Source organism: Streptomyces sp. NPDC031100, assembly GCF_055570785.1.
In genome coordinates this window covers 220213-232790 of the sequence record NZ_JBVIGN010000015.1, presented here as the reverse complement: position 1 = coordinate 232790, position 12578 = coordinate 220213, and the positions used below count along the sequence as shown (strand labels likewise).

At 70.9% G+C, this 12578-nt stretch carries 10 protein-coding genes and 1 pseudogene; 7 read left to right on the top strand and 4 right to left on the bottom strand.

Going from position 1 to position 12578, the window contains the following annotated elements; all coding sequences use genetic code 11:
• Positions 1-29 precede the first annotated feature (29 nt).
• Positions 30-521, bottom strand: coding sequence for a peptidylprolyl isomerase (locus ACZ5DS_RS35050; protein ID WP_468246665.1), 492 nt, complete (start codon positions 519-521; stop codon positions 30-32).
• A 145-nt stretch (positions 522-666) separates the two neighbouring features.
• Between ACZ5DS_RS35050 and ACZ5DS_RS35045 the strand changes: the two are divergent.
• From ACZ5DS_RS35045 to ACZ5DS_RS35030, 4 genes and pseudogenes are all read left to right on the top strand, one after another.
• Positions 667-1085: pseudogene (locus ACZ5DS_RS35045) on the top strand (SAM-dependent methyltransferase); the annotation flags it as partial.
• An 84-nt stretch (positions 1086-1169) separates the two neighbouring features.
• The gene (gene tap, locus ACZ5DS_RS35040; RefSeq protein WP_468246730.1) at positions 1170-3548 is read left to right on the top strand and encodes a telomere-associated protein Tap; all 2379 of its coding nucleotides are present in this window, start codon (positions 1170-1172) and stop codon (positions 3546-3548) included.
• Positions 3549-3561: 13 nt separating this feature from the next.
• Positions 3562-4119 carry a telomere-protecting terminal protein Tpg gene (gene tpg / locus ACZ5DS_RS35035; protein ID WP_468246662.1) on the top strand — a complete coding sequence of 186 codons (558 nt, stop codon included), beginning with the start codon at positions 3562-3564 and terminating at the stop codon, positions 4117-4119.
• Positions 4120-4296: 177 nt separating this feature from the next.
• A complete protein-coding gene (locus ACZ5DS_RS35030; protein WP_468246659.1) occupies positions 4297-4974 on the top strand; it encodes a class I SAM-dependent methyltransferase in 678 nt (225 codons plus the stop codon).
• A 208-nt stretch (positions 4975-5182) separates the two neighbouring features.
• Here the strand turns inward: ACZ5DS_RS35030 and ACZ5DS_RS35025 are convergent, their stop codons facing one another.
• A complete protein-coding gene (locus tag ACZ5DS_RS35025) occupies positions 5183-5983 on the bottom strand; it encodes an SAM-dependent methyltransferase (RefSeq protein WP_468246657.1) in 801 nt (266 codons plus the stop codon).
• 63 nt (positions 5984-6046) lie between these two features.
• On the bottom strand, positions 6047-6784 hold the full coding sequence (locus tag ACZ5DS_RS35020; RefSeq protein WP_468246655.1) for a PP2C family protein-serine/threonine phosphatase: 738 nt from the start codon (positions 6782-6784) through the stop codon (positions 6047-6049).
• A 111-nt stretch (positions 6785-6895) separates the two neighbouring features.
• Between ACZ5DS_RS35020 and ACZ5DS_RS35015 the strand changes: the two genes are divergently transcribed.
• The 3 genes from ACZ5DS_RS35015 (at position 6896) to ACZ5DS_RS35005 (ending at position 10859) form a co-directional block, all read left to right on the top strand.
• Entirely contained in the window at positions 6896-7984 is a 1089-nt protein-coding gene (locus ACZ5DS_RS35015) for a hypothetical protein (protein ID WP_468246653.1), read from the top strand.
• A 135-nt stretch (positions 7985-8119) separates the two neighbouring features.
• Positions 8120-9334 (top strand): MFS transporter, encoded by a 1215-nt coding sequence (locus tag ACZ5DS_RS35010; RefSeq protein WP_468246728.1) that lies wholly within the window; start codon positions 8120-8122, stop codon positions 9332-9334.
• A gap of 256 nt (positions 9335-9590) precedes the next feature.
• Entirely contained in the window at positions 9591-10859 is a 1269-nt protein-coding gene (locus ACZ5DS_RS35005; RefSeq protein ID WP_468246651.1) for an alpha/beta hydrolase family protein, read from the top strand.
• Between the two features lie 67 nt (positions 10860-10926).
• Here the strand turns inward: ACZ5DS_RS35005 and ACZ5DS_RS35000 are convergent, their stop codons facing one another.
• Positions 10927-12456: a flavin-containing monooxygenase gene (locus ACZ5DS_RS35000; protein ID WP_468246650.1), complete on the bottom strand. Its 1530-nt coding sequence runs from the start codon at positions 12454-12456 to the stop codon at positions 10927-10929.
• Positions 12457-12578 lie beyond the last annotated feature (122 nt).

The window sequence follows — 12578 nt, the reverse complement described above, 5'->3', positions numbered from 1 at the left end:
ATCACCCGCTACCCGCGGGTCAGCGTCGGTCAGACGGTGCCGCTCGCGGCGATCGTGACCTTCGCGCTGGTCTTGCCACTCTGGCTGCCGAGCTTCTCGATCTGGTCGACGATGTCCTTGCCCTCGACGACCTCACCGAAGACGACGTGCTTGCCGTCGAGCCAGTTGGTGACGATCGTCGTGATGAAGAACTGCGAACCGTTGGTGTTCGGGCCCGCGTTCGCCATGCTCAGCAGGTACGGACGGTCGTGCTTGAGGTTGAAGTTCTCGTCGGCGAACTTCTCGCCGTAGATGCTCTTGCCGCCGGTGCCGTTGCCCGCGGTGAAGTCGCCGCCCTGCAGCATGAACTGGGGGATGACCCGGTGGAACGAGGAACCGGCGTAGCCGAAGCCGTGCTGGCCGGTGCACAGCTCGCGGAAGTTCTTGGCGGTCTTGGGAACCACGTCGTCGAAGAGCCTGAACACGATCCGGCCGGCCGGCTCGTCGTTGATGGTGATGTCGAAGTACACGTTGTCACTCATGGCGATCAACTTACCGCCGAGGAGTCCCGTGACGTGCAGAAGGGTCTCCTTTGGGCGCTCGGTGTCGTCCCGTACCCGCCGAGAATATCGCTCCCCGTGACCCTCTGAGGCGCAGAATCCTCCGGTGCACGACGACTGGGTGTGGACCTTCCACTGGATGGACCGCAACCTGGTTGCCGGCATCGTGCGCGGCATGCTGCGGCCCGGCGGGGCGCTGGTGCACGTCGCGGACCTGAAGGGCGAGCGGCTCGGCGTCGAGGGTCTGTCCTGTCCCGGTGTGCCGTACGGGGCCATCGGCGAGCTGGTCAAGGAGTACCTGGGGCCGGTCCGACGTGCCGGGCGCGGAGTGCTGCCCCACGGGACACGCGGCGGCGAACGGGAGATCATCGCCCGGGCCGCGTTCCTGGGGCCCGAGCGGCACGTCGTCCCCGGCGGGCAGGTGCTGGAACGCGGCGAGGACGACGTCGTCGCCTGGACCTTCTCCCGGTCGTCCTCGGCTGCTGGCCTGTTCGGCCCGCGCCGTGCCGCCGTGCGGCCTTCGAGGCTGACCTGCGGCGGCTGCTGTGCCGACATCAGGAACGCGAAGTGCACGCGGTTCGTACGCGATGTGTGCGCTTGGAGCTAGGGTTGCGACGCAGGAGGTGTTCCTTGTCCGAGTTGTTCGACGCCGTCGACGCGCTGGTCGCGTCCCGCTCCCCGCTTCCGCCGCCGGCCGAGCGCAAGCGGCTGCGGCAGGCCCACGGCTTGACCGTGGCCGAGGTGGCCGCAGCGCTGAAGGTCCGCCGGGCGACCGTGAGCGGCTGGGAGTCGGGCAAGACGGAACCGCGGCCGCCGGAGCGCGACGCGTATGCGCGCCTGCTCAAGCAACTCGCCGCGCTCTATCCGGCCGCCGAAAGCGTCGACACCTCAACGGTCGAGCCCGTGCCGGACACGGCCGCAGTGCCGGAGAGCCGCCCGGAGCCGGCGCCGTCGGCCGAGCGGACACGGGAGGCCGCTCGGAAGGCCGCGGCTCCGGCCCCGCGCGCCGAGAAGCCCACCGCTGCGGCTCCAGCCACCCGGACACATGAGGCCACCGCTACGGCTCCAGCCCCCCGGGCGCAGGAGGCCACCCCCACGGCCCCAGTCACTGAGGCTTCGCTCCCGAGCGCCCCGCAAAAGACCGCCCCCGCCTCGCGCCCGGCCGCCCCTCACCAGTCCCCGCCTTCCTCGTGGCGCCCGCCCGCCGCGCAGACGCGGCCGCGCGCCGCCCGGGGCAAGGCGGCTCCGGGGAAGGGCACCGCCACGGCCGCCGCCGACGACCGGTTCGCCAACGGTCCGCTCGCCGTCGTCGACGCGGGCCCGGATCGTACGGTCACGGCGTACTGCGTCGACGGTCTCGTCCTGGACGTGCCCGCCAAGTCCCTGCCCGCGCTGGTGGAATGGACGCTTGCAGAGGCTCGGCTCGGGGCTCCGCGGCTGCACGGTTCCGGCAGGGACGCCGACCCGCTGCTCGTGCTCACCGAGGCCGCCTGCGAACGCTACGGGCTTCCGGCGACGCTGTCGCAGGAGGAGCTGCTCGCCGGGCGCCTCCCCGAGGGGCACAAGGTCCTCAAGCAACTGGACCGTGCCGACTGGCAGTTGACCAAGCGGGGGTTCGGGCCGTGGGCCTGGATCTACCGGCCCGCCCAGGGCAGCCGACGGCACTGCGTGCAACTGTGCCTGCCGTCCTGGGGCGCGCTCGACGCCCGTTCCTGGGGCCACGCCGCTGCGCTCGAACCGGCGGAACTCGCCCGCGTGCTGGGCACCTACGCGCGCCGGGTGATGACACCGCGCGGCACCACCGCCGTGACCGGCCAGGAGCTGATGACCGCCCTCAACCCGCCCACCCGGGCGAGCGAGCCCGACGCGGACGGCAGGCGGCACAAGGAGCACCGGCCCGGCTCGCTCGGCGAGGCGCCCCTGGACTGCGCCCCGTGCGAGGCACCCGACGGGCACCCGCTGCTCGCCGGCCTGCCCCGCTTCCACCAGCGCGGCCCCGCCGAGATGCTGTTCGAGGAGGCGTACGACTGGGCCCGGGAGCTGACCGACGACGAGTGCATGCGACGCCACCTGGTCGGCATCGACGTCAACCTCGCCTTCGGCGCGGCCGCCAACGGCGCGGTCGTGGGACTCGCGACACCTCCCGTGCACGTCACCGACCCGGCGTTCGACCCAGCGCTGCCCGGCTCGTGGCTGGTCGACCTCTCCCATGTCGATCTCTCCCGCGTCCTCGTGGGCAAGCAGTGGCGGCAGCTCGACGGGGAGTCGCTGCCCAGCCCGTTCACGCCGACCGGCGAGCGCCCGACCGGGCCGGCCTGGTACGCCACGCCGACCGTGGCGTACGCGGTGGAGCTGGGCTACGAGGTGGCCCCGCTGGAAGCCTGGGTGCGCCAGGACAAGGGCAGGTTCCTGGACGGCTGGTACAAGCGGCTCCGCGACGCGTACGTCGACACGATGGCGGATCTGGGCGTCGGCGAGAAACTGACCCCGCAGCAGTTCCTGGCCGCGATGGACGGCTACAAGCGGCGGGACCCCGAGCTGGCCATCGTCCTGGACGCCGTCAAGTCGACCACGAAGGGCGGCATCGGCAAGCTGCGCGAGCGGGCGCGCGGCGCGGGCTGGCGGCCCGGGCAGGCGTGGCCGGCCCTGGCACGCCCGACGTGGCGGCCCGACATCCGCGCCGCCGTCATCTCCCGGGCCCGCGTCAACATGCACCGCAAGATGCTCGCCCTGGCCGCGGCGACCGGCCGGTACCCGGTGGCCGTCCTGTCGGACTGCGCCGTGTACGCCGCCGACGGACCCTCGCCCCTGGACGTCCTGCCCTACGATGCCGACGGCAGGACGGTCCCCGGCAGCTTCCGGATCGGGGTGTCGCCGGGAATGGTCAAGCACGAGGGCACCCAGACCACCCTGTGGGCCGAGGCAGTGCGCGAGAAGCACGGCCGGGTCCTCAACCTCGCCCGCTACATCAAGACGGGCGAGGTCACCGCCCAGGACACCGGAGAGTAGGGGACGGGGACCGATGGACACCGTCGGAGAAGGCCTCGACAAGGCGGTGCAGGGCGCGTTCACCCGCCCCGTCCCCAAGTCCGCGGGCGCGCAGATGCGCTACCTGGTCAGACAGCACAAGGGCAGCACCAGGAAGGTCGCCGAACTGCTCGGCATCACCCAGCGCACCGTCGAGCGGTATGTGAAGGACCAGATCAAAAGGCCCCGGCCAGAGCTGGCACAGCGCATGGAGCGCGAGGTCCGCAAGCGGTGGCAGCCGCAGATCCGGGCCCGGGCCAGGCAGACCGCGGCCACCACCGCAGGCATCGTCATCGACACGCGCGCCCGGTTCGGCTTCACCGCCGCCCCCGGCACCACCGACGACGCCCGCCTGCGCCACCTCACCCTGGCCCTGCCCCCGCAGCACGCCGCCCGCCTCTTCGAGGCACAGGAGGCCGGAGCCACCGAAGAGCAGCTGCGGCACATCACGGCGGAGGCGCTGGGCGAGGTCTACTTCCGCGACAGCGGCCGCCGGGCCCACGGCCTGGAGGTGGAGTTCACCGACCTCGAATATGTGGAGTTCGACCTCTAGAGCGCCTTGGTCGGGCAGGGCACGGCGCAGGGCTGCGGCGAGTTCGGCGAGCTGCCGCTGACACGTCCGCGGACTGCCGGGCCACTGGTGGGACCTGGCCCACCGGGACGGCGGCCGCGCCCGGCCGGCTTCCGCGACACAGGGATGTCGGGAGTAGCGAGCCGGTAGCCTTCGGCCATGGGTGATCACGTGATGCTGAACGCGGAGAGCCGCGGCCCAGCCAGGGGAACCGCCGGGTATGCAAAGTCGGCGGATGCGCTGGCCGTTCAGTACGAGGGAGTCACCTTTGAGGAAGTTCACAGCGCCGTACTGCAGTTGGTTCCTGCCGGGCCCGGCCGCATCCTTGATGTGGGCGCGGGAACCGGGCGCGATGCCGCCGCGCTGGCGGCCCGCGGGCATCACGTCGTCGCCGTTGAGCCGACTGCGCAGATGCGTGAGCACGGACAGCGGATTCATTCAGACAGCACCATCGACTGGGTCGACGACGCTCTTCCGGACCTGATGGTGAGCGAGGGCCGGTTCGACGCGGTCTTCGCCACGGCGGTGTGGATGCACCTGGACGCCGAGGAACGCCGACGAGCGATGGCCAGGATCGCCGCCCTCCTGGTGCCCGGTGGCCGCTTCTTCGTCAATCTCCGTCACGGCCCCGTGCCGGACGGACGCCACATGTTCGACGTCTCCGCTCCTGAAACAGTCGAGTTGGGCAGTGCCCACGGGCTGCAGACGGTCCACCTCAGCGAGCGCCCCGACCTTCACGGGCGTGACAGCGTCCGGTGGAGCTGTCTGGTGCTGCAGTCGAAGAGCGCCGAAAGCTCCCCCACGCAAAGGCCCGTACCACGGACGGCGATACTTTGACGGTCACAGTCCCCGCCTTCTTGGCCGCTACCTCCGAAGTTCCCGACGACGGCGACCTGGAGGCACACCTCGTCGTCACCGACGGAGCCCGGACGCGGGAGCCGGATGGCCTGGCGACACTGGCCACCGCATCCGCAGGCGATCAACAACGCACGCGACCAAGACAAGTGACCGCTCGAAGAACGCCGCTGCGCTGCGCAGCTCGTGATCACGTGGTCTTGCGAGCCACCCCTCCGTAGAAGCCGATCTCGTGGGACCTCGGCGGTGGCGTGGTGTCCGGGCGCCAGAACGGCACCTGGACCAGGCCGGGTTCCACCGGTTCGAAGCCGTCGAAGAACCGCTCGACGTCGGCGCGGGACCGCAGGTTCAGCGTGGCGGTGGCCTTGTTGTAGACAGCCTGGGCCGCGCTGCGCTCGGCGAAGTCGCCGGTGGCGTGCGAGAGCACCAGGAAGCTGCCGGCCGGGAGCGCGTCGCGCAGGACGGCGACCGCCTGCTCGGGCTTCTCGGCGTCGGTGAGGAAGTGGAGGACGGCGACGAGGAGCAGTGCGACCGGCTGCTCGAAGTCGATGGCCCGGCGGACATCCGGGTGGTTCAGGACGGCCTGTGGGTCGCGTACGTCGCCGAGGACGACGCTGGTCGAGCCGGAGCTGCTGAGCAGCGCGCTCGCGTGCGCGGCCACGATGGGGTCGTTGTCGACGTACGCCACCCGCACGTCCGGTGCCAGCGCGTGCGCGATTTCGTGCACATTCGGGGAGGTGGGCAGGCCGGTGCCGATGTCGAGGATCTGGCGGATGCCGTTGCCGACGACGTAGCGGACGGCGCGTTGCAGGAAGGCGCGATTGGCCTGCAGGCCGATGCGCACCTCGGGCGCGGCGGCGGCGAGTTCGTCGCCGGCCCGCTGGTCCACCTCGTAGTGGTCCTTGCCGCCCAGCAGGTAGTCGTAGATGCGCGCAGGATGCGGCCTGCTGGTGTCGATCTCCGCGACGCTGAAGCCGCCGTCCTGACTCACCCTGCGCTCCTCTCGACGACCGATACGGCCCCACCCGTGAACGGTTCACGACAGCTTCGCACATCAACTTTCCTGTCCGCGCAGGCGGTTGTGCGCTGTGCGCAGAAGGAGGACGGTGACGTCGTCGGTGCACTGCCCGGTGGGCCAGGCGTGGTGGACGAGGCGGTCGGCGACGCGCTCGAGGTGCTGGTCGTCGGTGGTGCCTTCGAGGTGTTTGAGCAGGTCGGAGGTGGCCTGTGTGGCGTCTTGTCCGGGCCTCTCCACCAGTCCGTCGGTGTAGAGGGCCAGGACGGCTCCGTCGAGCAGCGGGGTCGCGGTGACGGGGTAGTGCAGGTCCACGCCGATGCCCAGAAGCGGGCCGGGCTCGATGTCCAGAATCCGTCCGCTGTGGTCGGGCTCGCACAGGAGCGGGGGCACGTGTCCGGCGCTGGCGAGGGCCAGTCGGCCGTGGGCCAGGTCCACATGCGCGTAGAGGCAGGTGACGAGCAGGTCGGATGCCAGGTCCGCCAGCAGCTGATTGGTACGGGACAGGACCTGGTCAGGAGCCGCCCCGGCGGCCGCGTGGGCGTGAATGGCGGTCCGGACCTGTCCCATGAGCGTGGCCGCGGCGACGCTGTGGCCTTCCACGTCGCCGATGACCGCCGCGACCGTGGTGTCGTCCAGGCGCAGCAGGTCGTAGAAGTCTCCGCTGACGTCGAGCCCGCGCCCGGCCGGCAGATAGCGGGCGGCGACCTCCAGATCACCGCCAAGGCGGGACCTCGAAATCGGCGTCCGGGCCCCGTAGCCGCTGCTGGGGGCCAAGATCAGATCGCCTGGTGGCGTCCGGACGGTGAACAACGGGGCTAACAGGGGTGTGCGGCACAGCGGCATGGAGGGGGCGTGCGTACCCGGGACGGGTGGCAGGATGCCGCAATGGATTCGATCTTGCGTGCCGCCGGGGACCTGCTGGGCACCGACCTGTACGACCCCGTCGACCTGGGCGGCAGTCGGCGCAGTACCGTCGTGCGTTGCCGGACGGTGGACGGCGGCAGCGTGATCGTGAAGTCGTTCACCAGCGAGCCGGATGCGCTGCGCTCCTTCACCTCCGAGGCCGCCGGGCTCGCCCTCCAGGTGGCCGGTCCGGCCCTGCTGGGTGTGGACACCGATGTGCCGCTGCTGGTCCTGGAGGATCTGGGAACAGCACCCACATTGGCCGACGTGCTGCTGGGAGACGACCCGAAGGCCGCCTCCACGGGCCTGACGGCCTGGGCGACAGGGCTCGGCCGACTCGCTGCCGCCTCGGTCCACCGGCGAGCCGAGTTCACCGGGCTGTCGGCCCGCTACAACAAGGGATTCAGGGCCTGGGGCGACGAGCCGTGGATCGAGCGGAACGCCGCCGACCTGCTCCCCCTGCTCGCCGGCGCCGGAATCACCGTGCCACCGGGACTGGCCGACGAGTTGGCCCGGATCGGGACCGCCGGCGGCGCCGAGTACCCGGCGTTCACGCCGGGGGACACCTGTCCCGACAACAACCTGCTCACTCCGGACGGCCTGCGCCTGATCGACTTCGAGGCGGCCTGCTACCAGTCGGTCTTCATGACGGCCGCGTACTGCCGTATGCCCTTCTCCAGCTGCTGGTGCGTCTTCCGGCTTCCGGCGGAGTCGGCGGAGGAGGTCGAGCGGGCCTATCGCGCCGAGGCCGTGACCGCCTACCCCGCGCTTGCCGAGGACGCGGTGGGGCAGGCCGGGATGCGGCAGGCGATCGCGGTCTGGACGGTCGACGTGACCGTGCGTCTGCTGCCCCGCACCGCGGAGGAGGACCGGCCGCTGCACCGCACCCGGCGTCCCGTTCCGACGATGCGCCAGGTACTGCGCCACCGCTGGGAGATGGCGAGCGGGATCGAGGAGCTCCCGGCGTTCGCGGAGACGATGAAATTGCTGCTGCGGGACGTCGCCGGAGGGTGGCAGGTGGCGGCACCTCTGCCGGGGTACCCCGCCTTCGCGGGTACGGCCGCGGACTGAAGAGGGTGCCGGCACTTACGGTCGTGGCAGCTGCTACGGCTGTCCGGGCGCCGCGTACCGAGGGCCGCCGTCCCGCGGAGTTCGGCGTTGCGAACGCACACCGTGCCGTATGGCCAGTGCCTAAGGTGGACTGTGATCAGCAGTGAGACAGAGCCGAAGCGGAGGGATCGAGGGCAGCCGGGGTACAAGGCCGCAGCGGGTGTGTTCGCGGTCGGGATGATGGGCACGACCCTGCCCACGCCGTTGTACGGGTTGTACCGGCAGCAGATCGGGTTCTCCGAGCTGATCGTGACGGTCGTGTTCGCGGTCTACGCGGTCGGCGTCATCGTCGCCCTGCTGGTCGCCGGCGGCTTCTCCGACGTGCTGGGGCGGCGACCGCTCCTGCTGGCCGCCCTCGGCCTGGCCGCACTCAGCGCGGTCTGCTTCCTGACCGAGGTCGGGCTGCCCCTGCTCTGCACGGGCCGCGTGCTGTCGGGCTTCTCGGCCGGCCTGCTGAGCGGCACGGGCACCGCGGCCGTCCTCGAACTGGCCCCGCCCAGCCGACGAGCCCGAGCCGGACTGGCGGCGACCGCGGCCAACATGGGCGGCCTGGGGCTCGGCCCCCTCCTCTCCGGCCTCCTCGCCGAGTACGCGCCTTGGCCGCTCAAGCTCCCGTTCGCCGTCCATCTGGTGCTCCTGGCGGTTGCCGTTGTGGTCGTCTGCCTGCTGCCCGAGACCGTCCACCGCTCCGTTCCGCGACCGTCGCTGCGCCCCCAGGGCATGAAGGTTCCGCCGGAGGTCCGTGGGGTGTTCGCACCATGTGCCCTCGCCGCCTTCGCGGGCTTCTCGATGCTCGGGCTGTTCACGGCAGTGGCCCCCGCCTTCCTCACCCAGACGCTGGACGAGCACAACCTTGCGATCGCCGGCGCCGTCGTCTTCTGCGTGTTCTGCGCCTCGACCTGCGGACAGCTGCTCATGGGACGGATCGGCGCGCGCCGAGCCCTGCCCCGGGGCTGCACGGTGCTCGTCGCCGGACTCCTCCTCATCGGGGCCTCGCTGTTCCTGGAGTCCTTCCCGGTGCTGCTGGCCGGAGCGTTGACCGGTGGCCTCGGCCAGGGGATGGCCTTCCGGGCCGGACTGACCGAGGTGAGCACCGCAGCCCCCGAGGAGCACCGAGGCGCCACCATCTCGGCGTTCTTCGTGGTCGCGTACGTGGGGATCTCGTTGCCGGTCGTCGGGGTGGGCGCGCTGACCGTTGCGCTCGGACTGCGCGGTGCCGGACTGGTGTTCACGGCATGCGCGGTCGTGCTGGTGACGGCCGTGGGCATCCGCGTGAGACGGAACCTGCCCCCGGCCGCGGCCCCTTCCTGAGTCGTGAGCCGCACGCCGGCTCCGACAGACGTCCCGCCGGCTCCGACAGGGGCTTCGGTGGTGCTCCGTCGCATCGCTGTGGAGAGGGCAGGATTCGAACGTCCGGCTTCCGCTTTCTCGTCCCGTTCATATGCACAAGAGTGGCAGGAGGCGCTGACGAGGGACTGATGCGCCGCTGACACGACCGTCCCTGCAGGGTTCGAGTGGGGGATCTCCCCGATGCGCGGGCGGGAGTTGAGCCTGCACGATGGTCGGCATGACGAAGGCACAGCCGACCAAGCGCCCAGTGCAGCGGTATCACGGCCTGCGGGCCGTGGCCGTCTGCGCGGTTCTGGTCATCAGCTCCCTGATCGCGGTCTTTCCGGCTCAGGCCGCGCCGGAGAGAGTGCCGTCCGCGCATCCGGCCCGGCTGCGGCTGCCCGTGCCCACGGGCAGGTTCCCGGTCGGCGAAGTGACCCTGCATCTCGCCGACACCTCCCGCCACGACCCCTGGCAAGCGGGCAAGGACGCCCGCGAGCTGATGGTCAGCGTGTACTACCCCGCGACGCAGACAGCCGGCCGTCCGGCGGCGCCCTACATGCTGCCCAGGGCGGCAGCCCACTTCGACGCGGTGACCGCCGACGACTACCTGGGGATGGGCCTGCCGACTGGACAGGCCGACTGGACCGCCACGGTCACGCACGTCTCACAGACCGCTTCCGTCGCCGACGGCGGCAGAAAGCGGCCGGTGCTGATCTACTCTCCGGGCCTGGGCGAACCCCGGACCTGGGGCACCACCCTGGTGACGGACCTGGCCAGCCGAGGGTACGTCGTGCTGACGATCGACAACACCTTCGAGTCCCCGGAAGTGGAGTTCCCCGACGGCTCGTTGGCCACCATGGTGATCCCGTCCGATCCCGATGCCTTCATCAGAAAGGCCCTCACCGTCCGGAACGCCGACACCGGCTTCGTGCTGGACCAACTGGGCGTGCTGAACGCCGGGCGGAATCCCGACGTGGACGGCAGGCCCCTGCCCTGCGGTCTCGCCGGCGCCCTCGACCTGTCCAGGGTCGGCATGTTCGGCCACTCGCTGGGCGGCACCGCGACGGCCACGGCCATGGACGCAGACCCACGGATCACCGCCGGCATCGACATGGACGGCAACCTGACCACCTTCGACGGCAGGCCGATGCCCGTCGCCGAGCACGGGCTCGCCCGGCCGTTCCTGCTCATAGGCAAAGACGGCCCCACGGACACAGGCCCCGGCTGGTCGGCGTTCCGGGCCCACACACCCGGCTGGAACCGACAGCTCAGACTGCGCGGATCCCAGCACGCCTCCTTCACGGACGCGGAAGTCCTGCTCCCGCAGCTGGATCTGCCACCGGCCACACGGACGAACGACATCGGCACGATCGCTCCGACCACGGCCGTCCGGACCGACGAGGTCTATGTCGCGGCGTTCTTCGACCACTGGTTGCGCGGCAGGCCCGGCCACTTGCTGGACAGGCCCTCTCCCCAGTATCCGGCCATGGAGTTCGTGGACTGACCCACATCACCCACATCACCCACATGACCCACCGCGTGGCGTACGTGAAGCAGTCGAGGACGCGCCCTCACGGCGCATACCGCGGCAGGCCGTCCCGCTCGGCGCGTGTCTGTGCCGGCAGCGGCAGCGTCCATGTGTAGGCGTCCGGGGAGAAGGCATGCAGACGCTTGACGAGCCTGGCGGTTGACCAGGGCCAGCAGAAGGTGTTCACACCCGGGAGGCCGAAGTAGTAGCCGGTACCGCCGGTGGAGTTGTAGACGGTGGTGCGCAACGCCTCGTGCAGGGCCCGCTGGTGGGCTTCCTCGGCGTCGGGCTTGACGTCCAGCGCGACGGACCCGCTGGTGCGCAGGTGGGTGAGGGCGGCGGTGATGTAGCGGAGTTGGGCTTCGAGGACGGTCGGGACGGCGGTCGTGCCGCTGAGCAGGTTAGGACCGATGAGCAGAAAGAGGTTGGGGTATCCGTTGACGCTGGTGCCCAGGTAGGCACGGCGGTTGTCGGCCCAGGTCCTGGCCAGCGTGATGCCCTGGGTGCCGTGCAGGCGGTCGGCCAGGGGGATGTCGCCGATGTGGTAGCCGGTGGCGAGGACGATGACGTCGGCGTGGACCCGGGTGCCGTCGGCGCCGATGACCTCGGAACCCTCCACGGCCGTCGCACGGGTGGGATGCAGCCGCACATGGGGCCGGGCGAGGGCGGGGTAGTAGGTGCTGGAGGTGATCAGGCGGCGGCCGCCGAAGCGGTAGTCGGGAGTGAGCGCCTGGCGCAGGGCGCGGTCCGGGACGGAGGTGCGCAGATGGAGGCGGGCCAGGGCCTCCAGGGGGCGCAGCAGGCGGGGGTGGCGCAGGGGTAAGCCGATGGTTTCCTGGGTCCAGTGGTGCAGGCTGCGCAGAGCACGGCGTGCTGCCGGGTGGTGTCCGAGGAAGCGCCGGAGGCCCGGTGAGAGAGGGTAGTCCGGTTTCGGCAGTACCCACTGGGGTGTGCTCTGGAAGACGTCGACATGAGCCGCCTTCGGCTGGATCTCGGGCAGGAACTGCACGGTGGACGCGCCGGTGCCCACCACTGCGACACGTCGTCCGGTCAGGTCGGCGTCGTGGTCCCAGCGGGCGGAGTGGAAGGACGGGCCGGGGAAGGCGTCCAGGCCGGGGATGTCGGGGTAGCGGGGCCGATGCCAGGGACCCGTGGCTACGATCACGGCCCGGGCGGTGTACGTGCCCGAGGTGGTCTGCAGGTCCCAGCGGTGCGCGTCCGGATCCCAGCGGCTGCTCAGCACCTCGGTGTCGTAGCGGATCGCCTTGTCCGCGCCGTGTGTTGCCGCGGTGGTCTCGAGGTAGTCGAGGATCTCGGACCGGTCGGCGAAGCACCGGCTCCAGGCGTGCGGGGCGAAGGAGTACTCGTACAGCACCGACGGCACGTCGCAGCCGCATCCGGGATAGGTGTTGTCGCGCCAAGTCCCGCCGAGGCGACCGGACTTCTCCAGCACCACGACGTCCTCGATGCCGGCCCGACGCAGTGCGATCACGGCGGCCACGCCGGAGAGGCCGGCCCCGATGACGACCACCTCCACGTCCTGACGGCCGCTGTCGGTACCTTTCCCAGCCACGGGCGCCCCCAACTCTGTACTCAGAGCGACCGACCGTACCGTGATCCGTAACCGGTCACGGCGGTATGACCAGCGGATACCTCATATGAGTGATCTTGCTGGATGGATGATTTTCCGCTCCT

Bases quoted from the DNA above. Each gene is read 5' to 3' on its own strand.
- ACZ5DS_RS35050 (WP_468246665.1), bottom strand. From the start codon at position 521: ATGAGTGACAACGTGTACTTCGACATCACCATCAACGACGAGCCGGCC.
- ACZ5DS_RS35015 (WP_468246653.1), top strand. From the start codon at position 6,896: ATGGATTCGATCTTGCGTGCCGCCGGGGACCTGCTGGGCACCGACCTG.
- ACZ5DS_RS35005 (WP_468246651.1), top strand. From the start codon at position 9,591: ATGACGAAGGCACAGCCGACCAAGCGCCCAGTGCAGCGGTATCACGGC.
- tpg (WP_468246662.1), top strand. From the start codon at position 3,562: ATGGACACCGTCGGAGAAGGCCTCGACAAGGCGGTGCAGGGCGCGTTC.
- ACZ5DS_RS35030 (WP_468246659.1), top strand. From the start codon at position 4,297: ATGGGTGATCACGTGATGCTGAACGCGGAGAGCCGCGGCCCAGCCAGG.